Origin of the sequence: Ureibacillus sp. 179-F W5.1 NHS (assembly GCF_045369345.1) — a bacterium.
Lineage (GTDB): Bacteria > Bacillota > Bacilli > Bacillales_A > Planococcaceae > Ureibacillus > Ureibacillus halotolerans.
In genome coordinates this window covers 66,772-90,864 of the sequence record NZ_JBIQFG010000002.1, presented here as the reverse complement: position 1 = coordinate 90,864, position 24,093 = coordinate 66,772, and the positions used below count along the sequence as shown (strand labels likewise).

Genomic DNA, 24,093 nt, shown 5'->3' with positions numbered 1-24,093 from the left:
TTATTATTCATTTTTGTCAACCTGCTTTCTTTTCCCATCTTTGTTATTATACCAATGTTCTATCTCTAAAACCATATCTTGTAGAGGTAGTTTATTAACAGAAATTTGCGGTAATGCACGTAAAAATTCTACTCCATACGATTTTGTGTCAATTCTTCTATCTAACACAACAAATACGCCCTTATCTTGCGACGCTCTTATTAATCTACCGAAACCTTGTTTAAATCGTAATATCGCTTCCGGCAATGATAATTCAGTAAAAGCATTTCGACCTTGTTGTTGTAGACTAATCGATTTCGCTTTAAAAGTTGGTTCCTCTGGTGCTGAAAAAGGTAAGCGGACAATAACAACGGACGATAGACCATCCCCTGGAACATCTACACCTTCCCAAAAGCTATTTGTTCCAAATAACACCGAATGGCTGAACTTTTGGAACGACTTTAATAAGCGCATACGGCTACCACTTGTTACGCCTTGGGCAAACAGCATATAGTCATAGAGCAATTCACTTTCTTGAATTAGCTCTACCGTCTTTTTTAACATATCTTGTGATGTGAAAAGAACAAAACATCTTCCTTCTGTAGCTCGGACAATTCTCGTAATAGCTAGAGCTACCGATTCAATATAATCCGTTTGGGACACCGATTGAATATCTGGCATATCGTTTACAACATATGCTTTTGCCCCTTTATAATAAGAGGCTGGTGCCTGCAAAACGATCATTGGTACCCTTTCATCAATTCCTAATTGATTCGCAATAAAACGTTCGTTTTTTGGAACAGTTAAAGTTCCAGAAGTCCAAATAACAGCAGAAGTCTTTCGTATAGACTCAAATAATTGTTGAATGGTTGCAGTTATACTAATAGGTTTTTTGAGCACACGAATACTACCAGGTAAATTTCTTCGATCAATTTCAATCCAAGCCGTATAATCGTTATCAGTTTGTAGGAAAATTTCATCCCATTCCGTTGCCTTCATTTTATATTCGCGAACGAAAAAGTCCCACTGCTCTAATATTAATTGATGTTCTGGAGCAATTTGTTCGATATCCTTTTTGAACATGACAGATATTTGCTCAGCTAAATCAACCCAACCTTGCAAGGCAATCGAAAAGTTATTCATCGTTTCACGATTTGTTAAGACATTGTGTACAAAGGCAATTTGTTTTGATTCAAACTTGGAAGGTAATGACGTTTTTTGCATATGATATAGAATTTCTTGTATTGTTTTATCAAATAATTCAACCATCTGCATAAATTTCTTCTCTAATTGTTGGAAATAAGTTAACGGAACCCTTTGTTTTTTCAATGCAATTTTTTGAAAGATAGAAAATAACTGATGATCAGAAGCATAACCGATTTGACCAAATAAATATTTCCAATTCGTATAGGAAAAGATTGCTTGATCCCGTTGTATAGCAGCTTGCACAAATTGATGGGCTTCATCGATTATCCAAGCATCAATTTGATTAAAAACTGGTTCATGACGTACAAGATCTGCTAATAACATCGAATGGTTTGTAATAATTAAATCTGCATGTTCGCTTTCTTGAATCGCTCGATCATAATAATCAAAAAGCTGTTTTTTCTTTCCATATTCTGCATTTTTACGAATTTTATCGATGAACAGTTGACCTCCACCGGAACAATTTAATTCGGATAAATCTCCTGTTTCGGTCTTTGATAACCATACAAGTACTTGAAGGGTTGTTAATGTTTCGTCGTAAGATAAATCATTACTTTTCATTAATTGTTCAAACACAACAACATCTACATAATTTCTCCGCCCCTTTAATAACGTTACGTTAATTGGACAGCCTAGAATTTTTTCTACCTTTGGAATTTCACTACTTAATAATTGTTCAAGTAAGTAGGTCGTGTACGTACTAATACATACTTTTCGATTGTTTTGTTTAGCATAGATGATTGAAGGAATTAAATAACCAATCGTTTTCCCAATACCTGTTGATGCTTCAATCATCACTTCAGATTTGTTATTTAAATGTTCCCAAATGATATCCATCATTTGATATTGTTTCGGTCGTTCTTCAAAATGCGACAGCGCTTTTTTAAATAATGTACTTTTTTCCGCGCTCGTGGCAGGAAAATCAATTTGATGGCGTATCTTCTTATTAGTGGCGTACGGTTTCTTTAAAGCCAATTTTTTATAATAAATAAAGTCATCTTCGTTCGAGACAGTACTTCGACGGATTTGCAATGCTTCAAAAAACAATTGGGATAAATTCGATTTTAATCGAAAGGACTTTTTATGCATTTGTTCTAAAGTCGAAAGAGGCAAAACTAAAAGTTCTTCCCAACATGTTTTTAACAGAAAGGCACATGCCTTAGCATCATCATCTGCCCGATGTGCATTAGTTAAAGGAATATTTAATTCTGCTGCTAAATCTCCTAGTTTGTAGCTTAAAGCCGAGGGAAATAAAATTTTTGCCAGCTCAACCGTATCAATTTTCTTTCCATTCCATTTCGGCAATCCGACTCGTTTAAACTCCCCTTGTAAAAAGGAAAGATCAAAATCGGTATTATGGGCAACAAAAATAGCATCTTGTATCAATTCATATATCGTATCTGCATGAGCCTCAAAAGGTAATGCATCTTTTACGTCATCATCTGTTATGTTTGTTAAATCTTGAATAAATAGTGGGATTGACTTCCCAGGATGAATGAATGATGTAAAAGTCTTCTCAATACACCAATCTTTCATAATGACAATTGCTATTTGAATCATTCGGTCCCCATTTGCTTGGGAATGTCCAGTTGTCTCGATATCAACAATTGCATATTTCTGACTTTCCATCATTTTCTCAACTCACAATTTAAATAATTATAAGCGAATTTTATCATATGTACTGTCAACCGGTCATGTTATTGTAATACAGAAACGAAAAAAATCTCAAAAGTCACATGGACCTTTGAGACAAATTGTTCATTTTTATCTTTTATTGGAAATGAAAAAGAGCAGGGGCTCATCTCCCTGCTCATAAAAACAAAGTACTCCGACAAATCCGTGTCGTAATGAGTACTTTGGTTGTAAAGTATATACTTTACTAGGTTTGGCACCTTCTATATATATTATATGGTATTAAAGAGAATAACAAGTAAAATTTTATTTTATTGTCGCTTCTGGTTCATAGGAAATCATTTCTTTTATCGTATTATTATCGCCCATAATCGCCACTGTTGGCTGGTGATCCTTTGCTTCTTCATCTGTCACAAAAACATAAGAAATGATAATGACAATATCACCCTTTTGAACGAGTCTTGCGGCTGCTCCGTTCACGCAAATAACCCCGCTTCCACGCTCTCCTGCAATAATATAAGTTTCAAAACGGGCTCCGTTATTATTATTCACTACATGAACCTTTTCATTTGGAAGCATGCCAACCGCATCAAGAATGTCCTCGTCAATTGTAATAGAGCCGACATAATTCAAATCTGCTTGTGTTACTTGTGCCCGATGGATTTTACTATTCATCATCATTCTAAACATTTGCTGTTTCCCCTTCTATAGAAAAAATAATATTGTCAATGAGTCTTGTTTTACCAATATAGACAGCTGTAGCTAGTAAAAACTGCTTTGTGTCTTCAGTAACTGGCTGTAAATCTGGATAAGATAATAGCTCTAAGTAATCGATTTCCCCGGTTGTTTTACTTAAAATGTATGCTTTAGCTTCATCTAAGGCCATTTTCACATGATAAGAAGAAAGAAATGTTTCTTTTGCTATTTGCAATGCTTCATAAATAGCTGGTGCTTCTTCTCTCTCTAATTTTGATAAATAAACATTACGAGAAGATTTTGCCAATCCGTCTTCTTCCCTTACAATTGGAACAGTCCGAATTTCTAAAGGAAAATTATAATCCCTTACTAACGTTTGAACGATCGCGACTTGTTGGGCATCCTTTTGTCCAAAGTATGCTCGATTTGGTTCTGCTAAATGGAACAACTTCGTTACAACTTGCAGTACACCATCAAAATGCCCTGGTCGGGATGCTCCACATAAAATTTCCGATTGTCTACCAGCATGGATAGAAATCCCTCCATTTGTCGGATACATTTCTTCTACCGACGGAGCAAAAATGACATCCACACTAGCTGACTCTGCTAATCTTTTATCGCGTTCTAAATCTCTAGGATAAGATAGAAAATCTTCGTTTGGACCAAATTGGGTTGGATTAACAAAAATGCTCATAACGACAAAATCATTTTCTTTTCTAGCTTCTTTTGCCAAAGTTAGATGGCCTTCATGCAAGTAACCCATTGTTGGTACAAGACCAATCGTTTTTCCTTCCCCTTTTACCCGACTCACAATGGATTTTAACTGGACAATTTTCGTTACAACTTCCATTACTTGACGCCCCCATAAATTTGCGATAATTCTTCTTCCTTCATCGTAAAACTATGGGCAACGGTCGGAAACGAACCTTCTTTTACAGCTTTTTTATAGCCTTTTATTCCTTTTTCGACTTCATCTCCTACGAAGGCAAAACTTTCAACAAATTTAGGAATATGATGTTTTCCATAACATAATAAATCATGATGAACGAGCACTTGACCGTCAGCAGTTGGACCTGCTCCAATACCAATCGTAGGAATGCTTAATTCCTTTGAAACTTCCTCTGTTAATTGATAAGGGATACATTCAAGAACAACCGCACATGCACCAGCAGCCTCGCATTCTTTCGCTTCTTTCATTAATTTTAACGCCTGTTCCGCTGATTTCCCTTGTACTTTATAGCCGCCAAGTACGCCTACAAGTTGAGGTTGCAATCCTAAATGGGCAACTACTGGTATCCCTACACTTGTTAATTTCCCAATAGCTTTGGCTACGTCACCAGCGCCCTCTAGCTTTAATGCATCTGCTCCCGTTTCTTGCATCATTCTCACGGCTGTTTTTAACGTTTCATTTACATCACCATGGTAAGAACCAAAGGGCATATCGACTACAACAAAGGTATTTGGAGCACCTCGTCGCACCGCCTTTGCATGATGAATCATATCTTCCACTGTCACAGGAATGGTAGAATCATAACCGAGAACAACCATCCCTAAAGAGTCACCAACTAAAATCATATCGACTTCAGCTTCTTCTGAAAATTTGGCAGATGGGTAGTCATACGCCGTAATCATCACAATTTTTTCACCTTGTGACTTCATCTTCAAAAAATCATTTGTACTTTTCATTACTTTTTCTCCTCCTTTTTTAAAAGAAGAAAACAAGTCGAAAAACACTTTTGAACGCCATTAATGACGATACGATGTTTTTCTTATGCTGATAATTGAGTCAACGAATCTTTTATCAACATAAAAATATCCTTCTGTCTAAAAATGGACAGAAGGATAGCGTTATCGATCAAATACATCTACTTCAGATGCATTTTTTATACTGATTTGTGTGAATTTATACCTAAATCAGTATAATTCAATAATTCAACGCATTGTTTTCTTCCGTCCCTGTCTTTCCAGATCAAGGCAGATCTTTTTTAGTATTTAAACATGTTTTAAGGTACAGTTCTATATCGATACTGTCCTTACCGCTACTATAACAAGTTTTGACGAAAAGGTATAGCAAAAATTCCATTTGTAAGAAAAATAAAACCCTCATTCATAGTTGAAGTAATCCACTACAAATAAGGGTAAAATTTTTTATGGAGAAGGAAAACATTCTCTTTAAAAAGGTTATTTTAATTCAATGTCTGCTGAATAAACGTTTTTAATTTCCCCGTTATCCAATTGAATTTCTAATACACCCGATTCCGTAATACCAATCGCTTTACCTTCAATAACTTCTGTTAACGTTGTTGCTCTAATTCTTTTACCGATTGTTCCAGAAGCTTCTTCCCATAATAGTTTAATTGGGGCAAATCCATCTTTCACATAAAGGTCACAATACTTCTCTAAATAATTTAATATAGTTCCAACAAGTTCAGCCCGGTTCAAAGGTTTCTTTTCTTCAATTCTCAAAGATGTGGCGATTGGATGAAGCTCCTCCGGAAAATCAGAAAGTTCTTGATTTACATTAATGCCCATCCCTATTAAAAGGCATTGAACTCGATCCATTTCAGCAATCATTTCCGTTAATATTCCTGTACATTTACGTCCATTGATTAAAATATCATTTGGCCATTTAATATAAGGACTAAATTGATGACAAAGGGATTTCATCGCATTGACAATGGAAACTGCAGCCACCAATGTAAACTGGGGAGCTTGATGAGGTAAAATATCTGGACGAATAATAATCGTCATCCAAATCCCTTTTCCTTTCGTCGACTCCCAAGGACGGCTCATTCGCCCTTTCCCCATTGTTTGCGTCTCTGCGATTACTAATGTTCCATCCTTTGCCCCATTCCGCGCTAATTCATAGGCAATTGTTTGGGTTGACGTACATTCTTCTAAATAATGAATGGTTTGACCGAAGCGTTCAGTCTTTAAAAACGCTGTTACTCTTGGTGCTTCCACTTTGTCTGGCTTTGTCATTAAAACGTATCCCTTTTTCTTTATCGTTTCAAATGTATAGCCTTCCTCTTGTAACGTCTGTAAATGTTTCCATATTGCCGTTCGAGAAATACCTAAATCATCTGCTAATCGTTGCCCACTAATGGGCTCACCATTAGCAGATAAAAAACGTTTTAATATTTCATCTTTCATCGATAAAGTCATTTAAGAACCATTCCTTCAGTTTCTCTTCTTCATTTTCCACATATCTATTTAAAACCGCTATTAGTGCTGCATCAAGTGCCACTTTAATCCATGGTCCTCTTTTTTTATCGGTCCAATTGATAAGATGGTTTCCGTTGATTGCCAGTTCATCCACTTTTTGAATTGGCAAGTTTTCTTTTACTTTTGCAATATCCTCTTTTGAAAAGGGAACGGAATGATGTTGCCATATAGCGAAATCGTAGGCAGTTTCTAAAACTAATAGTTCATTTGAAAAATAATCCATTAATGTCCACTTTTGTAACAATGCGTCATATAAATTTAAAACATCTCGAATAAATGTTTTTTCTTTTTTCGACAATCGGTAAAAATCAAAAATATGTTGAATGTCCTTTCGATTTAACAAACACAAATAAGCCCAACCAACTTCCGGCTTATTCGATCGAAATTCCTTCCAACTTTTCAGTTGATTTTTAAAATTTCCAACTAAATAGTGGGCTAATTTACTTACAACGAGCCATTTTAATCCTTCATATACATAGTCACTTTTCCATATTTTTGCCATTTCCATTGTAATTCGTTCTTTGGCAATAAAATCAATTAAATCACTATCAATTTGAATTGCTTTTAATGTTTTTTCCTCAATCGTAAATCCGAGTTGAGCGCTAAATCGAATCGCTCTTAACATTCTCAAAGCATCTTCTCGAAATCGTACATTCGGATCTCCTACTGCTCGAATAACTTTCTTTTCAATATCCTCTTGACCGCCGAATAAATCAATAATCGTACCATTTTTTAATATGGCCATTGCATTAATGGTAAAGTCGCGTCGTTCGAGATCCTCTTGTAAAGTACGTACAAATGTTACTTCTTCTGGTCTTCTGTAGTCTGTGTATGTACCTTCAGTACGAAATGTAGTTACTTCAACAGGTTGCCCTTCATCTAGAACTAAAACCGTACCATGATCAATTCCAACATCAACGGTAGATGAAAAAATTTCCTTTACTTCAGAAGGTAATGCACTTGTTGCCACATCTACATCATTAACACTTTTATTTAGTAAGTAGTCTCGTACGGCTCCACCTACAATGACCGCATCAAATCCAGCCTTCTCAATTTTGTCAATGACCTTTAAAGCAACAAGCCATTCCTCACTTTTTTTCATACTCTTAGTGCCACCAATCGTTCATATAATTGTTCATAATGATCAATAATCGGTTTAGCTAAAAATTTTGTTTGTACCGTATTAATTGCTGCTTGACGGAACTTAATCAGCTCTTCTTCGTCTTGTAATAACTCGATTGCATACTGGGCAGCTTGGTGAACGTCCCCTAGTTCTACAAGGTAACCATTTTCTCCATGGTCGATTACTTCTGGAATTCCACCAATATTCGTGCCAATACCAGGTACACCACAAGCCATTGCTTCTAAAAGAACTAAACCAAAGGATTCTTTTTCAGACATTAATAATTTTAAATCACTAATACCAAATAACTCTGCAACATTTTCTTGTTTTCCTAAAAATAAAACATCTTGTTTATAAGGTGATAACTTCACTAAATCCATCACCCGTTGTTTTTCCGGTCCATCACCAACAAGAAGTAACTTTGCAGGCATTTGTTCACGTACTTTATAAAATACATTGACGATATCTGGTAAGTTTTTAATTTTCCGGAAGTTAGATACATGTATCATAACCCGTTCATCTGGCCGAATGCCAAATTGTTCTTTTAAATGACTTGAATCAATAGGTTTAAATACCGATTCATCGACAAAATTATAAACAGTTTCAATTTCTTTTGTCGAATCAATTAATTCATAAGTTTGTTCTTTTAACGAATTTGAAACAGCCGTTACAATGTCGGATTTATTAATACCGTATCGAATCGCTTGTGCCATGGTCGAATCTTGACCTAAAACAGAAATGTCAGTTCCATGTAATGTTGTTACAATTCCTATATTTTCACCGCTCATTTCACGGGCTAGAACTGCACATACGGCATGGGGTATCGCATAATGAACGTGCAATACATCTAACTTTTCCTCTTTTATAACATCGGCCATTTTACTCGCTAAAGCTATGTCATATGGAGAATATTGAAATACTGAATAATTACTCACTTCTACCTCATGGAAAAATACGTTCGGATAAATTTTCTTCAGTCGAAATGGCACACTGGAAGTAATGAAATGAATTTCATGACCTCTTTCTGCAAGCATTTTACCTAGTTCTGTTGCAAGTACACCCGAACCTCCAACTGTTGGATAACATGTAATACCAATTTTTAATTTTCTCATCCGACGTTCATCCTCTCTAACCAAAATATTTAATTACTTTAATCTAAAACAAATTAATTAATCAAATATGAGTAGATTCATTAATGCGCATCATTGTTCGTTTCATAAACATAGAGTCGCATCCGCCAGAAGTTCACTATATATTCAGCTAATTAACAACCATTTTAAAGATAAATTTTAGAATCAGTAACTTAATATGAATTTATTTACGTCTCTCTTGAATTAATCGCCAATCTACAAAGCCTTCTTGTAATCCTTTTAGTAAAATTTCAGCTGTTCCCATATTCGTTGCTAACGGAATGTGGTAAACATCACATAAACGTACAAGAGCCGTCACATCTGGTTCATGGGGCTGTGCAGTTAAAGGATCTCGGAAAAAAAATACCATATCCATATCATTATTAGCAATCATCGCACCAATTTGTTGATCGCCTCCTAATGGACCTGAACGAAATCTTGTCACTTTTAAACCAACTTCATCATGAATTCGCTGTCCCGTTGTCCCAGTTGCAAAAAGGTCATGATGTTGTAATATCTCTTTATATGCAATAGCAAACTCAACTAGACTATCTTTTTTTCGATCGTGCGCAATAAGGGCAATTTTCATTTCAAATCTCCATTCTATAGGATGTTTTCTAATCCATAAACTAATTCTTCTAACGTCATCACAGTTTCAACACAATAAACGACTCCACCCATGAATGATTCCCGGTTATACGAATCATGACGGATCGTCAGCATTTGCCCTTCTCCACCAAATAGTACTTCTTGATGGGCAACTAATCCAGGTAAACGAACAGAGTGAATTCTCATCCCTTCAAAATCTGCACCTCTTGCACCAGGCATCGTTTCAGTTTCGAATTCGTGCCCCTGTCTTCTAGCCTCTCGTACTTCCGAAATCATTTGAGCTGTTTTCTTACCTGTCCCTGAAGGCGCGTCGAGTTTTCGGTCATGGTGTAATTCAATAATTTCAACATGGGGTAAGTATTTTGCTGCTTCCTTTGCAAATTTCATCATTAAAACAGCACCGATAGCAAAATTAGGAGCAATAATACAGCCAACTTTGTTCGTTTTCGCTAAGCTTGTTAATTCCTCCAATTGTTCATCAGTAAAGCCTGTCGTACCAACAACCGTTCGTACATTATGTAACATTGCTTCTTTTGTATGTTCATACACAGAGTCCGGATTTGTTAAATCAATTAATACATCTGGCATTGTTTCACTGATTAATTGAGTTAAGTTTGTATATATCGGAACATCCAAATTTGGAGGGAAGATTTCTAGTTCAGATAAACTCTCTCCAACATGTTTATAATCTAAGGCAGCCACTAGTTCTAGCCCATCCCGTTTATATACGGTCTTCACTGCTTCTGAGCCCATTTTTCCTCTTGCTCCAGCAATTGCTACTCGAATCGTCATTGTTACTCTTCCTTTCGTGTCCAACGATCTTTATCTCTCGTTTCAAATTTATGTAATACTTTTAATAACGCATCATCTAATTGGATACCTTGTGCGTTTGCAAAACATACTAATACAAAGAAAAAGTCTCCTAATTCTTCTTCAATACTATTTTTTGATTCAGTACTCTTTTTCTTTTTATGACCATAAACATCTTGAACTTCTCGAGATAATTCGCCTAACTCTTCTGTTAATCTTGCTATCATTTCAAAGGGAGGAAAATATCCTTCCTTAAATTGACTTATGTAATCATCTACTTTTTTCTGTAATTGTTGCAAAGAAAGCTCACTCGTCATCATAACACGCTCCTACTAACATCGTAAATAATTTAAGGCTCGGTTGTCAAAAGATGAAAAATACAACATAATAAGGTGAAACTATCAATCAGTGGAAAATTCATTTATCACACTTATTGGTCGTTATCCAATCATGCTTTTCTTGTAGAAACTATATTACACCTTTTTAATTTTTCATTCACAATATTGAAGGGTGTACCACTTTTGCAAGTTCATGCAAATACATCGTACAGCATGTTACTAGAAATGAAAATTTATTTGGCTTACAGTAGGAGGTTTACATTTGAAAGGGTTAAATATTCGAAACATTATCGGAATTATAATTGGTGCAGCCATTTATAGTTTTGGTTTTGTCCATTTTAATATGCAAAATGAGCTTGGTGAAGGCGGATTTAGTGGAATTACGTTAATATTATACTTCACTTTAAATTTGGATCCAGCAATTATGAACTTAATTCTAAATATACCAATGTTTATAATAGGATGGAAATTGTTCCGCAGAATCGAATTTATTTATACAATTATTGGTACCGTAGCTGTTTCCATCTTTTTAAGACTGTTTCAAGTATATCAGTTTAAACTAAATTTACAGGATGATTTATTATTAGCTTCTTTATTTGCCGGTGTTTTTGTCGGTATAGGTTTAGGAATTATCTTCCGATGTGGTGGTACTACAGGAGGAGTAGACATCATTGCACGAATTGCCAACAAGTATCTAGGATGGAGCATGGGCCGTACGATGTTCCTATTTGACGCCTTTGTAATTCTTGCATCTTGGGCTACTTTCTTAGATGCTCGCTCTATGATGTACACATTAGTCGCTGTGTATGTCGGAGCAAGGGTGATTGATATGGTACAAGAAGGAGCTTATTCAGCAAAGGCCGCATTAATCATATCAAACCATCCAGAGGAAATTGCCAACTTCATTTCTGAAAAAATGGAAAGAGGGATTACAGTGTTTCACGGATACGGTCATTATACAAAACAATCGAAAGATGTGCTGTATTGTATCGTTGCGACAAGAGAAATTGTGCGCCTAAAATCCATTGTACGAAGTATTGATCCGAATGCCTTTGTTTCAATTATTGATGTTAGAGATGTAACGGGTGAAGGTTTTAAAATAGATGATTAAACGTATCACTACAAGCTCAACGAAAAGTGGGATGGCTGTCATACTAGCCACCCCATTTATTTTTTATTCGTCTGCTTTTGTTAATACTTCATTTACATATTTAGCTACTGCTTCAATTTCTTCTTCAGTTAAATTTTCTCCAAAAGCAGGCATTACCTCTCCTCCATTTTTAACCTTTTCCACTACATTTTCATAGTTTTCGGCAAACTCACTTAGTTGTAAGTTCGGACCATTATGGCCATTTTCCCCCATATTCCCATGGCAAGATAAACAATTTCCTTCATATACTGAAAGGCCTAATTCATAAGGATCTGTTGTATCACCTGTTGTATCGGATTGTTCTGTTTCTTTAGGTTGTTCCGTCGTTACAACTTTCTCACCAGAACTTTTTTCAGAAGCATCAATCGGCGTTCCGTTCCATTTTCCATCTATTTTAAACGTATATACTTTATCACCGTGAACAGAACCGGCTAATGAGTTTCCTGCCGCAAAAATGGATAAATATTGTTCCCCATCAATTTCATATGTGACTGAAGGTGCATTTGCCCCTGCATCCATTTTATAGCTCCATACTTCTTCTCCAGTTTTAGCATTGTAGGCAATGAGTCGACCGTCATTATGTCCAACAAAAATGAGATCACCTGCTGTTGCAAGCACTCCAGAATAGGCATTGTCATCCCAAACAACTTGCCAAGCAATTTTATTTGTTTTTACATCCATTGCCGTAACGGTACCTCTTTGCGGAGCATCTGAAACAGGTACCATAATACTGCCAATGTACATACCACCCTCTTCGTATATATCTTCATCCATTCTTGATAAAGCAATATATCCATCCGTTCCTAAAACATAAAAATATTCCGTTTCAGGTGAATAAGCTGAAGGTGGCCAATTGGCACCACCAAATGCTGAAGGTTTTAACGTTACTGGTTCATCCCAGAACGGTGTGAAAATGGATCCAATTTTCCCTTCGAAATCATCAGCTAAATCCCTTTCTACATCTTCCTCCGTTACTTCCTGTGGAACGAAAGAGTCTCCAATCGGGAATGGCTGTGTCGGTGATGTTTTTTGTTCCGCCAACTGGGGTACTTCCTTTTCTTCAATTCCAATTAATGGTGTTCCATCTGTTCGATCTAAGAAGTAAATCCATCCTGTTTTCCCAGCTTCACCTAATGCTTTTCTCTTTTCACCATTGATTTCTACATCAAATAAAATAACCGGGTTCGTGGGATCTAAATCCCATATATCATGATGGACTTGTTGAAAATGCCAAATGTATTCTCCTGTTTCTGCATTTAATGCAATAATCGAATTGGCGTATAAATTATCTCCTTCCCTTTTACTTCCATCTAAGTCTGGTGATGTATTTCCGGTTACAAAGTAAATATAGCCAAGTTCAGGATCCACTGCTGGTGTATTCCATATTGGTGCTCCACCATGTAGCCAGTTTTTATCTTCATCGTCTGGCCATGTATCACCATTTTCTTCATATGGTGAAGGAATGGAATACCATCTCCAAACTTCGTGGCCATATTCTGCATCATAGGCCATTATCCGTCCACGAATTCCATATTCCCCACCAGCAACACCTGTATAAATTTTGCCGTTGTAATATAGAGGTGCACTTGTAATCGTATATCCTTCTTCCCAGTCAGCTACTTCTGTCTCCCAAAGAAGTTCTCCAGTTTTTTGGTCTAAAGCTATTAATCTAGCATCTAATAGGCCAGCATAAACTTTTCCATCTGCTACAGCTACTCCCCGAGTCGTCCAACCACAACAAACCGTGTCTAATTTCTGTTCAATTTCAGGGCGATATTCCCAAATTTTCCCACCCGTTTTAGCATCAAGGGCTAAAATATCATTTTCTGCCGTCGCAATGTACATTACACCATCGATTACGATAGGTGTTGCTTCACCTGAATATTTCATATCAAGACTTGCTCCAAGACTTGTTACCCATTCAGGCTTTAAATTTCCAATTGTTTCAAGATTAATTTGATCTAATTGTGAAAAACGGCGATTGTAATAATCACCCCCATGAGTCAGCCATTCATCCTCTGCGTAACTAACTTTAATATTCGGCTGACCCGGATCCCTTCCACTGCTTTCTTTATCATCTGAAGAGTCAATAATAAATCCACTTTCCTCTTCTTTACCATCCTCTACAATTTGTTTTGATAACACCCCTGCCCAATAAGCTAACCCGATAATAACAATAAATGTTATAAACCCAAACAAAATCATTTTCGTCCCACTAATTTTCATTGTTCTCCCCCCTTTATTTTCCTTTATGCAAAGCACTTGGTTGCGCTTTCATAACATCCAACGATTTCTATATTCTATTAATCTAGGTCTATAGATATTATTTGTTATAAAATATTTTGTAAAATAAATAAAAAAACCGACCTATAATAGGTCGGTTACATTTTGGATTAAAGTTATATTTAATCTTCTGATTTCATGTTTGTATATATTAACACTAAACGAAGTAACTCAAGTACTGCAACTGCTGCTGCAGCAACATATGTCATGGCAGCTGCACTTAATACTTTTTTCGCACTACGTTCTTCATTGTTTGAAATGATTCCTAGTGAAACCACTTCATTCATTGCTCGTCTAGAAGCATCAAATTCAACAGGTAAAGTAACAATTTGGAATAATACACCTGCTGCTAATAACACAATACCTAACAACAACATATTTGTACTTGCAGCAAAAATACCGATCATAACAAAAATCCATGATGCATTAGAAGAAATATTTGCTACTGGTACAAGTTTTGAGCGTAAAGTCAGGAAAGAATAGGCTTCCTTATGTTGAATTGCGTGTCCAACTTCATGGGCTGCAACTGCTGTTCCTGCGATTGATGAATTGTAGTAATTATCTTCAGAAAGGGCAACCGTTTTTGTCGCCGGGTTATAATGGTCTGCCAAAACACCTTGCGTTGGTACTACCCGTACATCAAATAATCCATGATGGTCTAAAATCATACGAGCAACCTGTGCACCAGTCATACCTTTCGTTGCAGGTACTTGAGAAAACTTTCTATAGGCGTTTTTTACTTTAATTTGTGCATAAATTGGTAAAATTAATATAATCAGAAAGTAAATTATATACATCCCTGTTGTCAATTACCCTCGTCCTTTCTTTAACTTACTATATTTATAATTTTAATGATTTACTATAACTTATGCAAATATTCACGCTTATTATATACAGAATAAGCAATGATAATGCAGACAATAGATAACCAAAAAGTAAAATAGCCAATATGATTTGAATATTGTTCTAATATTCGATAAATCGGCATTTGTCCATATACATAGTCAATTACGTCATTATGCAATGTCCAAATAGCAGCTATTGCAATATGAATCATCGTAAAACGATATTTCGCCATATACAGTAATCCTTCAACAGCCATTAAACCATGGGAAACAACAAGCATCCAACCAGCTAAACCGATGGATCCCGTTTCTCCTAAAGTTAGTAAATTCATGACCACTGCCCAAACTCCATATTTCACTAACGTAATGAGTGCTAATGCTTCAATTAATTTAAAATGTTTTCCAAAAATCCATCCAATGATTGCTATACAAAAAAATAAACTCGCTGTTGGACTATCTGGTACAAATATTAAAAATTGAGGCTCCGTTACAGATAATTGCCACCCATACCATATATAACCGTAAATTGTTCCAAAAAGGTTTATAAAGAATAATAATGTTAAAAATGAGCGATGAGTTAATAGAAACCAAGCTTGCGTTAACAATGACTTCATACCTTATCCCCTTTTGTCTGACAAATTTTATGTATTTTTTTCATGGAAGCTTATATGTAAAAAAGATAAAAGAGAAGAGAGTCAGTTTCCCGACTCTCTTTATAAATACAAATATTATTCTTCAGCTTTTAAGCTTGCGATAAATTCAGCTAAAACTTGAAGTTCTTCATCCGTACCTGCAAATTGACCAGCTGGCATTGCACCACGACCATTTTTAATTACTTCTGCAACTTCTTCAGCAGTTAATTCGTTACCTACTAAAGGAGGCGCAGCTCCTCCACCTTGCATGTCAGCTCCGTGACAAGCGATACAAGATTTACCTTGTTCACCAGTGAAGATTAAGTAACCTTCTGCAGTTTCATCGATTTCGATATCTACTTCTTCTTTAATTTCACCTTGTTTTGCTGCAGCTTCCCAGTCATGGTTAACTACAGATTCCCAAGTTAAGTAAACCATTGAAGCAAGCGCTAATAACATAAATGCTGTTGGCAATGGACGTTTAGATGGTCGACGTTCAGGACCTTTGTCTAAGAACGGCATTAATAATAACGCGCCAATAGTTAAACCAGGAATAATAATTGCTCCAACAATATTGTAAGGACCAGAAGCATAAGTATATTTTAATAATTGGTATAAGAATAAGAAATACCAGTCTGGTAATGGAATATATGAAGCGTTAGTTGGATCTGCCGGACCTTCAAGTGGTGAAGGGTGTGCGACAGTTAATAATAAATATCCAATTAAGAAAACGGCACCAACCATCCATTCTTTTAATAAGAAATCAGGCCAGAACGCTTCAGTTTTACCTGGATATTCGGAATAATCTTTAGGCATATTGACCATACGGTTATTAGCTTTAACGCGCGAGTCACCTACGAATTTCATCCCTTTTCCGCGATGCATAGTGTCCCCTCCTTTAAAAAATCATAGACCTTTCAAATGAACTAAATCATAGAGGTCCTGAAATACCTTGACGACGAATCATGATAAAGTGTGCTGCAAGCAATGCAAATAATGCTGCTGGTAAGAAGAATACATGAATAGCGAAGAAACGTGTTAACGTTTGTGCACCAATTATTGTTGCATCCCCTGCAAGTAAAACTTTAATCAGCTCACCAATAAACGGAACAGAAGCTGCAATCTCGATACCAACTTTTGTAGCGAATAGCGCTTTCATATCCCAAGGTAATAAGTATCCTGTGAAACCTAAACCTAACATTACACAGAAGATTAATACGCCTACAATCCAGTTTAACTCACGAGGTTTTTTATAAGAACCTGTGAAGAATACACGAAGTGTATGTAAGAACATCATTACGATAACTAATGAAGCTCCCCAGTGGTGCATACCACGTACAATTTCACCAAAGGCTACTTCGTTTTGTAAATAATAAACTGATTTCCATGCATTTTCTACGTCTGGCACATAGTACATTGTTAAGAACATACCGGATAAGATCTGGATAACAGTAACAAAGAATGTTAAACCGCCGAAACAGTATACAAATGCTGAAAAGTGATGTGCAGGGTTAACGTGCTCTGGCACTTCGTGGTCGGCAATATCACGCCAAATTGGAGTAATATCTAGTCGCTCATCGACCCAATCATAAATTTTATTTAGCACTCTTGTCTACCCCCTAACTAATTAAACTAAAGTATTTGCCATTTTTTTCCCAAGCAATAAGAAGCCATCTTTTTCTGATACTTCATACTCGTCCAACGGACCTAATGGTGGTGTACCCGGAACATTTTTACCAGTTTTCTCATAACGTCCACCGTGACATGCACAGAAGAATTGATTTGGGTGTGCTGAATCACTGTTCCAGTTTACAGTACATCCTAAATGTTTACACACCGGTGAAAGAGCGATAATTTTATCTCCTTCTTTATACACCCAAGCAGTATCAGTAACCTCTGATTTGTACCAAGCATCAACTTGTTCATATGAAAAGTCAACTTTTACTGGCTCTTCTGTAAGATCTGCAACTTTTGTACTTGTTTGTACAAAATCACCATCTGCATGTGTTTGTAGCGCTGGATCAATTGCAAAACGTACCATTGGCATTAAAATGCCCGCCGCCATAAATCCACCAACACCAGTTAAAGTGTAGTTAAGAAATTGACGTCTTGAAACTCGATTGTTACTCATCCTTTTCCCCCCTCTAACTAAAAGGTCAGTCCAACGGACATACTTTTACAAATAGTAATACTAGGACATATCTATGATATATCAAGAAAATAGGTTGGTCAATAATGCATTCAGTAGATTCGACAAGATTGTGAACATTTAATGAAACAATTTACTAACTTTGAGACCATTTGGTAGAAAGTATTGGGATGACTTGTTTAAGTTGCTCTTCAAGCACCGATTTTTTTACCCCACTATCCATAAATTCCAATGGAATTGAAGGTAACCATAGAATATCCATTTGCTCATTTAAGCTTGTCCATGAATGGTCTGTTGTAATAAAGAGGACATGTTTAAAACCTGCTTGATTCAGTTCCTCTTTTAATAACGAAACATTCAACCCACTTTTCGTTTGCTCTGTATAAGAAAATGGCGGGATTAGCATTAAACGCCCTTTAAATTGTTGTTCAATAAAAGAAGTAAGGGACATTAAAAATTCTGCTGCCGAACTACTTTGCTTCATCTTTCCTTCTTCAAAATCTAGAGATAATAATGGTACGAGAGCCGTATCGATAAAATCCTTTTGGCTTTGAAACTGTTGCACATCATTTACATTAAAAAACATTGCTTCTCCTCCATCTATATCAATATTTACTATTGCCAAAAATAATAAAAAATTATCATCTAAAAATAAAAACTATCTCTCTTTTATGTATGTATTCGTTTTACTAAAATAATATTAATCGAATTATCCAAACTTATCCAAACAATTTAATTCCCATTCAGCCGATTTTCCACGGCTGAATGGGAGAAATTAAAAGTTTTTTGATGTTTGTTTTAATGCTTGGAGTAAATTGGATAGCGAATAAAATCTTTCTTTATCCCCTTTATCTAATGCATCGTCAATTTCTTTTAACAGCTTTTCTTCTTGGAAAGCCAACAAGCTATTATTTAACATTTCTTCTGCAATGAGTCGATCCTTTTCACTAATGTGTAAAAATTTTGGCATATAAGGATTTTCCTCTAATACAGCTAAATACTGGCCACTTGGTGGTATGTTAGGAAAATTCAATTGGATATACATGCTTTCATTTGGATGTAATCGTAAATCATGAAAAGACTTCTCTGCATCACTTGTCATAATATTCCCTTTGTAGAAACGAAACGGTACCCCATTTGAATCAACAGATGACATAACGATTGCACGAGGACAATAATGGGCTTCTTCAACAAAGTGGATATTTTCCAACAAGTTATCATTACTTAATAAGTAATTTAAAATCCAAACACATTCTCTTCTTTTCAATTGGAAATTTTTCAGAAACCAACGAACAAAAGTTTTTTTATCTATAATCGGAACGGAAGAAGTCATTTTGCTATCCCTCCTTTTATTCAAGAGTGTAAAGCAGATCAATCCATTGTTGCTCAGTAGGTTCTAAAGCAATTAATTGATTAACAATATCACGTGCCTCGTCTCTTTTTCCTTCTTCTATCAAGAAATAACAATATTTTTCTAAAAACGACGGTTCGTCTTTAAAATCATTATATGCTACCTTGTAAATTTCGTATGCGCGTTCATACTGCTCATCTTTTGCATAAGCATCTGCAACTATTGGATATAAAGCGCTCCAGTCAAAATCATCGTTTTTTAATTCTTCATATAAATCGATAATTTCCCCGAAGCGTTCTTGATTTGCATAAATCGACATTAGCACTAAAATGGCTTCCATATATTCTGTATCTAAAGCAATCGCTTGCTGTAAATATTGAATTGCTTTATCTGGAAGATTATTTTTCAGCGCCATCTTGCCGGCAAATAAATAAAAGGATTTTTCATACTCATCCCGTTTTAAACCTTCTTCAATTATTTTCAGTGCTTTTTTGTTATCTTCTATCATCGCATAACTTTCTGCTAATAATAAGTAGGCACTAAAGTAATCGATATCCAATTCCTTCAAATCTTCTAATTGTTTAATGGCAAGTTCATATTTTTCTGATTGAAAAGCGGCATAGGCAGATCCGAATAATAAATCGGGAGTTACAGACTTTTCTAATGCTTCCATGTAATAGTCAAGGGCTGTTTCATATCCCCCACCAGAACGATAAACCTCCGCCAGTCGTTCAGCAAGTACTACCCCAGCTATTTCGCTCTGTTTTCCATGTAATTCTTCATAAATACGAGCCGCTTCGGTAAAACGTCCCGTTTCAAATAATAATTCCGCTTTAGCAAATTGTAATAATGGTTCGTTTGGCAATAACTCTAATGCCTCATTAATCCGTGTTTCAGCTACTTCATATAATCCTTGCATTTGATAATAGTCTGCTAGTAGTAATAAACTTTGAGGATATTCGGGAGACTCTGAGTCAATACCCATCAATAATTGCAGCGCTTCATCTTCTTCCCCTAATTCAATTAAGACGGAAGCTCGATCAATGGCCACTTGTGCTTCATCCGGAAATAAAAACTGTAAATGTTCATATACTCGATTTGCTTCCGGTAAATAGCCAAATTGCATAAGTAAATCTGCTATTTCATACTGAACCTCTGGATTTTCATTTAACAAAAACGTCTCTAAATACGTATTAACTTGTTGTAAATCACCATTTTGTATTGCTTGAATCATTTCATTCGTTGTATTTGTCAAATTTACTCACCTTTTTATTCATAGTCAATATACTATGCTACCGCACTCAATTAATAGAAACAAGAAAAAGGACCTGTCCCTTTTCGGGAAGATCCTACCTACTATAAATAGTAATCATCCAGTGATCAAGTGGACTAATTTTAGTATATTTCATTTTTTAGCTCACGAACATGGTCAAAGAACGAAGGATATGACACTGCGATACAATCTGTGTCATCTATTTGAATTGGTGACGAAGAAATGAAAGATGCGACCACCGACATCATACCAATACGGTGGTCTCCATAGGACTGTAATTGGCCTCCGCCAAGAGCCGTTGGTCCATGGATAACCATGCCATCATCTGTCGCTTCAATATTAGCTCCAAGTTTTTTTAGCTCTGTTACAACTGCTGTAATCCGATCTGTTTCCTTTACTTTTAGCTCTTCAGCATTACGAATAACTGTTGTTCCTTGTGCTTGCGTAGCTAATAAGGCAATGATTGGGATTTCATCGATTAGTCGTGGAATAATCTCTCCTTCAATCGTTGTAGCTTGAAGAGACGATGATCGTATCGTAATCGTTGCAGTCGGTTCAGCAGCATGCTCATCTTCTATCGTTACCGTTATATCTGCGCCCATTTTTTCTAAAACTTCTAAAATACCTGCTCTAGTAGGATTTACTCCCACATTTTCCATTGTAATTTCACTATTCGGTGTAATTGCTCCTGCAACTAAAAAGAAAGCAGCAGATGAAATGTCCCCTGGCACATTCACATGGGTTGCTTGTAATTGTTGCCCTCCTTGGAAGGATATAATCCCTTCCTGAACTTCAATGTTAGCGCCAAATTGCTTTAACATTCGTTCAGTATGATCCCGGGAAATCTCTTTTTCTCGGACAATCGTTGTCCCTTCTGCACGAAGTCCAGCTAAAAGAATGGCTGATTTCACTTGTGCACTAGCTACTGGCATCGTATAATCAATCGCTTTAAGTTTTGTTCCTTGAATAGCTAAAGGAGTATATTGTCCATTTTCACGACCGGCAATTTTCGCCCCCATTAAACGGAGTGGGTCCGTTACCCGTCGCATCGGACGTTTACCAATGGAAGCATCTCCAGTCATGACGGTATGCAAATGCGTACCAGACAAAATGCCCAGCATTAATCTTGTCGTTGTACCTGAGTTCCCAGTATAAAGCACTTCTTTTGGCTCTTTCCAATTGTCCATACCATCACTTTGAATGGTTACATCCGTGCCGTTCACTTCAATGTTCACACCTAGTTTACGGAAACAATCAATCGTACTTAAACAATCTTCACCAAGAAGAAAGCCGCTAACCGTTGTCTTCCCCTTCGCAATGGCTCCAAACATAATTGAACGGTGGGAAATTGATTTATCACCTGGTACAACAATCGATCCTTGAAGACGAATGTTTTGATTATCTAAAACTTTTGTAGAAGACATGTAAGTACTCCTTTCAGAAACAAATGTGCCGATTACGAAACATACATTTCATAATTTGTTTTTTTACTAATACATTTTTCAGCTTTATCACGATCATCTGCATTTTGGAAACTAATGACTAAAATACCGAAAAGGTCTTCCCGCGCTTCCACAACTCGAATGTTCGTTATACTAATTTTTTCTTCAGCTAAATATCCAGTTAACTCTGATATAACACCTGGATAGTCAGGGATATCGACATATAAATCGTAAGTTGAATAGAATACACCTGTTGAAATGGGTAACTGATCCCTTACTTCTTTTGCAGTTGCAAAATATTCTTCAATTGCCGATTGATCCAGACCAATCAATAAAGATTTTACCCGGTTCATTTCAGCTAACCATAAATTTAATTGGGATAGTAATTCCTCACGATTTTGAAGTACAATATCTTTCCACATTAGTGGGTTAGAAGAAGCGATGCGCGTAATATCACGAAAACCACCAGCAGCGAGTAAACTTGTCATCGGGTAACGTTTTTGTTCTGCATCTAATTGATGAACAAGGGAAGCTGCCACGAGATGTGGAAAGTGACTAACAACTGCTGTCATATGATCATGTTCATGGGCATCTACTCTAACTAATTTCGCTAAAGTAAATTTTAATAATTGTTCTAATGCATTGATGTTATCTTCTTTTTCATTGTGTAAAGGTGTTAACATGTAATATGCATTTTCAAATAAATGGGCTTTTGCAGCTTGAACACCACTTTTATGGGAACCAGCCATAGGATGTCCCCCTATAAAGGTAATCCCACATTCACGAAGCTCTGCCCCTTTTTCCATTATTAACCCTTTTGTACTTCCTGTGTCCGTTACAATGACATTTTTCTTTAACGGCCATTTTTTTAATTGTTCTAACCATTCAATAGTCGCATTGACAGGTGTTCCGAAAATAATAATATCTGCCATGCTCGCAGCTTTTAACACATCATCCACTACTTCATGGACAATTTTTAACTTTGCAGCTTGGGCTCTTGTCTTTTCATTGTAATCGTAACCAAATACTTTTGTATCGGGGGCTTTTTGACAAGACAAAGCAATAGAGCCCCCAATTAACCCTAATCCAATTACTAAGACATTACGTGTCATGCAAAAACCCCTTGTTCTGTCAGCACTTCTTCAAGTAAAGATAAAAACTTTTCATTTTGTTCTTCTGTACCAATTGTTACACGAATATATCCAGGGGCTTCTAACGCATTACCGCTTCGAATAATAAAACCGCGTTTCATCATTTCATTGAATACAACATCACTATCAGCTTTTACTTCAAATAATATAAAGTTTGTTTGGGATGGGTAGTAATGGAAATGATGTTTTTCACAGAAACGAACAAATTGCTTTTTCCCATTTTCATTTTTTTCTTTACAAGAACGGATAAATTCTTGATCTTCTAAAGCTACAATCGCTACTTTATGGCTTAATATTGTATTATTAAATGGCGCACGAACTGGATCAAGTTTTGCAATAACTTCTTCGTTGGCGATGGCATAGCCTACGCGGAAAGAGGCTAAACCGTAAGCTTTTGAGAATGTACGTAAAATAATAATATTAGGATATTCATGTATAAAAGGAATGGAATTTTGATAATCCGGTGAATCAACATATTCAAAATAAGCCTCATCGAGAACGACTAATACATCTTGAGGAACATTTTGTAAAAATGTTTGTAATTCATGATGATGAACAATCGTACCTGTTGGATTGTTAGGATTACATACCCAAACGACGGAAGTATTTTCATCAATTGCTTCAAGCATCGCCTTTAAATCATGTTTGCCATCTTTTAAAGGTACTTTTCTTACTTCTGCGCCTTCAATTTCAGCATTATGACTATATTGGGAGAAGGAAGGGGTTGCCATTACCGTGTTTACTCCCGGATATAGAAGGGCACGGGTAATAATTGCTATTATATCGTCTGAACCATTTCCAAATAGTAATTCCGTTTCTTTAACTCCTAAATGATTTGCAACAGCCGTACGTAAATTTTGTGCATATCCATCCGGATATATCGCATGATTTGTATTTTCATTATTTAAAAATGCCTTTACTTTCGGTGAAAAACCATAAGGATTTTCATTTGAGGCAAGCTTTACTACTTCATCTAAGCCAAACTCTTTTTTCACTTCTTCCATCGGTTTACCGGGTTGGTAAGCTTTCATTCCGAAAATTTGTTGTTTCCACTTCATATAAACGTCTC

The 24,093-nt window shown here is 36.1% G+C and carries 23 protein-coding genes; 1 reads left to right on the top strand and 22 read right to left on the bottom strand.

Going from position 1 to position 24,093, the window contains the following annotated elements; genetic code table 11:
* Nucleotides 1–3: 3 nt before the first annotated feature.
* The 10 genes from dinG to ACH0B5_RS01700 all read right to left on the bottom strand — a co-directional run bounded on the left by dinG (nucleotide 4) and on the right by ACH0B5_RS01700 (nucleotide 10,727).
* Entirely contained in the window at nucleotides 4–2,817 is a 2,814-nt protein-coding gene (dinG, locus tag ACH0B5_RS01745) for an ATP-dependent DNA helicase DinG (RefSeq protein WP_341362007.1), read from the bottom strand.
* A 306-nt stretch (nucleotides 2,818–3,123) separates the two neighbouring features.
* On the bottom strand, nucleotides 3,124–3,507 hold the full coding sequence (gene panD / locus ACH0B5_RS01740) for an aspartate 1-decarboxylase (protein ID WP_341362006.1): 384 nt from the start codon (nucleotides 3,505–3,507) through the stop codon (nucleotides 3,124–3,126).
* Complete coding sequence (panC, locus tag ACH0B5_RS01735) at nucleotides 3,500–4,363, bottom strand: pantoate--beta-alanine ligase (RefSeq protein ID WP_341362005.1); 864 nt, start codon at nucleotides 4,361–4,363, stop codon at nucleotides 3,500–3,502. The genes panD and panC overlap by 8 nt, the downstream gene beginning before the upstream one ends.
* On the bottom strand, nucleotides 4,363–5,199 hold the full coding sequence (gene panB / locus ACH0B5_RS01730; protein ID WP_341362004.1) for a 3-methyl-2-oxobutanoate hydroxymethyltransferase: 837 nt from the start codon (nucleotides 5,197–5,199) through the stop codon (nucleotides 4,363–4,365). Before panB ends, panC begins: the two co-directional genes overlap by 1 nt.
* A gap of 495 nt (nucleotides 5,200–5,694) precedes the next feature.
* Entirely contained in the window at nucleotides 5,695–6,678 is a 984-nt protein-coding gene (locus ACH0B5_RS01725) for a biotin--[acetyl-CoA-carboxylase] ligase (RefSeq protein ID WP_122970925.1), read from the bottom strand.
* Nucleotides 6,656–7,840 carry a CCA tRNA nucleotidyltransferase gene (locus ACH0B5_RS01720; protein WP_341362003.1) on the bottom strand — a complete coding sequence of 395 codons (1,185 nt, stop codon included), beginning with the start codon at nucleotides 7,838–7,840 and terminating at the stop codon, nucleotides 6,656–6,658. The genes ACH0B5_RS01725 and ACH0B5_RS01720 overlap by 23 nt, the downstream gene beginning before the upstream one ends.
* Nucleotides 7,837–8,973, bottom strand: coding sequence for an N-acetyl-alpha-D-glucosaminyl L-malate synthase BshA (gene bshA / locus ACH0B5_RS01715; protein ID WP_122970923.1), 1,137 nt, complete (start codon nucleotides 8,971–8,973; stop codon nucleotides 7,837–7,839). Before bshA ends, ACH0B5_RS01720 begins: the two co-directional genes overlap by 4 nt.
* Before the next feature lie 202 nt (nucleotides 8,974–9,175).
* The gene (mgsA, locus tag ACH0B5_RS01710; RefSeq protein WP_122970922.1) at nucleotides 9,176–9,580 is read right to left on the bottom strand and encodes a methylglyoxal synthase; all 405 of its coding nucleotides are present in this window, start codon (nucleotides 9,578–9,580) and stop codon (nucleotides 9,176–9,178) included.
* A 14-nt stretch (nucleotides 9,581–9,594) separates the two neighbouring features.
* Entirely contained in the window at nucleotides 9,595–10,392 is a 798-nt protein-coding gene (gene dapB, locus ACH0B5_RS01705) for a 4-hydroxy-tetrahydrodipicolinate reductase (RefSeq protein ID WP_122970921.1), read from the bottom strand.
* A 2-nt stretch (nucleotides 10,393–10,394) separates the two neighbouring features.
* Nucleotides 10,395–10,727: a nucleotide pyrophosphohydrolase gene (locus ACH0B5_RS01700; RefSeq protein ID WP_122970920.1), complete on the bottom strand. Its 333-nt coding sequence runs from the start codon at nucleotides 10,725–10,727 to the stop codon at nucleotides 10,395–10,397.
* Between the two features lie 283 nt (nucleotides 10,728–11,010).
* On the opposite strand from ACH0B5_RS01700, the gene ACH0B5_RS01695 reads away from it, so the two are divergent.
* Nucleotides 11,011–11,859 (top strand): YitT family protein, encoded by an 849-nt coding sequence (locus ACH0B5_RS01695; protein WP_122970919.1) that lies wholly within the window; start codon nucleotides 11,011–11,013, stop codon nucleotides 11,857–11,859.
* Nucleotides 11,860–11,922: 63 nt separating this feature from the next.
* Here ACH0B5_RS01695 and ACH0B5_RS01690 read toward each other — a convergent pair whose 3' ends face one another.
* From ACH0B5_RS01690 to hisC, 12 genes are all read right to left on the bottom strand, one after another.
* Nucleotides 11,923–14,124 (bottom strand): outer membrane protein assembly factor BamB family protein, encoded by a 2,202-nt coding sequence (locus ACH0B5_RS01690; protein ID WP_241559267.1) that lies wholly within the window; start codon nucleotides 14,122–14,124, stop codon nucleotides 11,923–11,925.
* Nucleotides 14,125–14,303: 179 nt separating this feature from the next.
* On the bottom strand, nucleotides 14,304–14,978 hold the full coding sequence (locus ACH0B5_RS01685; RefSeq protein WP_122970991.1) for a zinc metallopeptidase: 675 nt from the start codon (nucleotides 14,976–14,978) through the stop codon (nucleotides 14,304–14,306).
* A 62-nt stretch (nucleotides 14,979–15,040) separates the two neighbouring features.
* Nucleotides 15,041–15,640 (bottom strand): lipoprotein heptaprenylglyceryl N-acetyltransferase LhaT, encoded by a 600-nt coding sequence (lhaT, locus tag ACH0B5_RS01680; protein WP_122970918.1) that lies wholly within the window; start codon nucleotides 15,638–15,640, stop codon nucleotides 15,041–15,043.
* 114 nt (nucleotides 15,641–15,754) lie between these two features.
* Nucleotides 15,755–16,543 (bottom strand): menaquinol-cytochrome c reductase cytochrome b/c subunit, encoded by a 789-nt coding sequence (locus tag ACH0B5_RS01675; RefSeq protein ID WP_122970917.1) that lies wholly within the window; start codon nucleotides 16,541–16,543, stop codon nucleotides 15,755–15,757.
* A gap of 46 nt (nucleotides 16,544–16,589) precedes the next feature.
* The gene (gene qcrB / locus ACH0B5_RS01670; protein WP_122970916.1) at nucleotides 16,590–17,264 is read right to left on the bottom strand and encodes a menaquinol-cytochrome c reductase cytochrome b subunit; all 675 of its coding nucleotides are present in this window, start codon (nucleotides 17,262–17,264) and stop codon (nucleotides 16,590–16,592) included.
* Nucleotides 17,265–17,285: 21 nt separating this feature from the next.
* On the bottom strand, nucleotides 17,286–17,789 hold the full coding sequence (locus ACH0B5_RS01665) for a QcrA and Rieske domain-containing protein (RefSeq protein ID WP_122970915.1): 504 nt from the start codon (nucleotides 17,787–17,789) through the stop codon (nucleotides 17,286–17,288).
* A gap of 154 nt (nucleotides 17,790–17,943) precedes the next feature.
* The gene (locus ACH0B5_RS01660) at nucleotides 17,944–18,393 is read right to left on the bottom strand and encodes a YpiF family protein (RefSeq protein WP_122970914.1); all 450 of its coding nucleotides are present in this window, start codon (nucleotides 18,391–18,393) and stop codon (nucleotides 17,944–17,946) included.
* A 189-nt stretch (nucleotides 18,394–18,582) separates the two neighbouring features.
* The gene (locus tag ACH0B5_RS01655) at nucleotides 18,583–19,140 is read right to left on the bottom strand and encodes a ReoY family proteolytic degradation factor (RefSeq protein WP_122970913.1); all 558 of its coding nucleotides are present in this window, start codon (nucleotides 19,138–19,140) and stop codon (nucleotides 18,583–18,585) included.
* A 16-nt stretch (nucleotides 19,141–19,156) separates the two neighbouring features.
* Nucleotides 19,157–20,392: a tetratricopeptide repeat protein gene (locus ACH0B5_RS01650; protein ID WP_122970990.1), complete on the bottom strand. Its 1,236-nt coding sequence runs from the start codon at nucleotides 20,390–20,392 to the stop codon at nucleotides 19,157–19,159.
* A 161-nt stretch (nucleotides 20,393–20,553) separates the two neighbouring features.
* Entirely contained in the window at nucleotides 20,554–21,855 is a 1,302-nt protein-coding gene (gene aroA, locus ACH0B5_RS01645; RefSeq protein ID WP_122970912.1) for a 3-phosphoshikimate 1-carboxyvinyltransferase, read from the bottom strand.
* Between the two features lie 32 nt (nucleotides 21,856–21,887).
* On the bottom strand, nucleotides 21,888–22,985 hold the full coding sequence (locus ACH0B5_RS01640; RefSeq protein WP_122970911.1) for a prephenate dehydrogenase: 1,098 nt from the start codon (nucleotides 22,983–22,985) through the stop codon (nucleotides 21,888–21,890).
* On the bottom strand, nucleotides 22,982–24,082 hold the full coding sequence (gene hisC / locus ACH0B5_RS01635; RefSeq protein ID WP_122970910.1) for a histidinol-phosphate transaminase: 1,101 nt from the start codon (nucleotides 24,080–24,082) through the stop codon (nucleotides 22,982–22,984). The genes ACH0B5_RS01640 and hisC overlap by 4 nt, the downstream gene beginning before the upstream one ends.
* Nucleotides 24,083–24,093: the final 11 nt, after the last annotated feature.

What these genes read in the sequence shown, in the direction of transcription:
- dinG (WP_341362007.1), bottom strand. Translation starts at nt 2,817, where the DNA reads ATGATGGAAAGTCAGAAATATGCAATTGTTGATATCGAGACAACTGGA.
- ACH0B5_RS01685 (WP_122970991.1), bottom strand. Translation starts at nt 14,978, where the DNA reads ATGTATATAATTTACTTTCTGATTATATTAATTTTACCAATTTATGCA.
- panB (WP_341362004.1), bottom strand. Translation starts at nt 5,199, where the DNA reads ATGAAAAGTACAAATGATTTTTTGAAGATGAAGTCACAAGGTGAAAAA.
- mgsA (WP_122970922.1), bottom strand. Translation starts at nt 9,580, where the DNA reads ATGAAAATTGCCCTTATTGCGCACGATCGAAAAAAAGATAGTCTAGTT.
- ACH0B5_RS01655 (WP_122970913.1), bottom strand. Translation starts at nt 19,140, where the DNA reads ATGACTTCTTCCGTTCCGATTATAGATAAAAAAACTTTTGTTCGTTGG.
- ACH0B5_RS01690 (WP_241559267.1), bottom strand. Translation starts at nt 14,124, where the DNA reads ATGAAAATTAGTGGGACGAAAATGATTTTGTTTGGGTTTATAACATTT.
- dapB (WP_122970921.1), bottom strand. Translation starts at nt 10,392, where the DNA reads ATGACGATTCGAGTAGCAATTGCTGGAGCAAGAGGAAAAATGGGCTCA.
- ACH0B5_RS01720 (WP_341362003.1), bottom strand. Translation starts at nt 7,840, where the DNA reads ATGAAAAAAAGTGAGGAATGGCTTGTTGCTTTAAAGGTCATTGACAAA.
- ACH0B5_RS01700 (WP_122970920.1), bottom strand. Translation starts at nt 10,727, where the DNA reads ATGACGAGTGAGCTTTCTTTGCAACAATTACAGAAAAAAGTAGATGAT.
- lhaT (WP_122970918.1), bottom strand. Translation starts at nt 15,640, where the DNA reads ATGAAGTCATTGTTAACGCAAGCTTGGTTTCTATTAACTCATCGCTCA.
- hisC (WP_122970910.1), bottom strand. Translation starts at nt 24,082, where the DNA reads ATGAAGTGGAAACAACAAATTTTCGGAATGAAAGCTTACCAACCCGGT.
- ACH0B5_RS01650 (WP_122970990.1), bottom strand. Translation starts at nt 20,392, where the DNA reads ATGATTCAAGCAATACAAAATGGTGATTTACAACAAGTTAATACGTAT.
- ACH0B5_RS01665 (WP_122970915.1), bottom strand. Translation starts at nt 17,789, where the DNA reads ATGAGTAACAATCGAGTTTCAAGACGTCAATTTCTTAACTACACTTTA.
- ACH0B5_RS01725 (WP_122970925.1), bottom strand. Translation starts at nt 6,678, where the DNA reads ATGACTTTATCGATGAAAGATGAAATATTAAAACGTTTTTTATCTGCT.
- ACH0B5_RS01660 (WP_122970914.1), bottom strand. Translation starts at nt 18,393, where the DNA reads ATGTTTTTTAATGTAAATGATGTGCAACAGTTTCAAAGCCAAAAGGAT.
- panC (WP_341362005.1), bottom strand. Translation starts at nt 4,363, where the DNA reads ATGGAAGTTGTAACGAAAATTGTCCAGTTAAAATCCATTGTGAGTCGG.
- ACH0B5_RS01640 (WP_122970911.1), bottom strand. Translation starts at nt 22,985, where the DNA reads ATGACACGTAATGTCTTAGTAATTGGATTAGGGTTAATTGGGGGCTCT.
- aroA (WP_122970912.1), bottom strand. Translation starts at nt 21,855, where the DNA reads ATGTCTTCTACAAAAGTTTTAGATAATCAAAACATTCGTCTTCAAGGA.
- ACH0B5_RS01675 (WP_122970917.1), bottom strand. Translation starts at nt 16,543, where the DNA reads ATGCATCGCGGAAAAGGGATGAAATTCGTAGGTGACTCGCGCGTTAAA.
- bshA (WP_122970923.1), bottom strand. Translation starts at nt 8,973, where the DNA reads ATGAGAAAATTAAAAATTGGTATTACATGTTATCCAACAGTTGGAGGT.
- panD (WP_341362006.1), bottom strand. Translation starts at nt 3,507, where the DNA reads ATGTTTAGAATGATGATGAATAGTAAAATCCATCGGGCACAAGTAACA.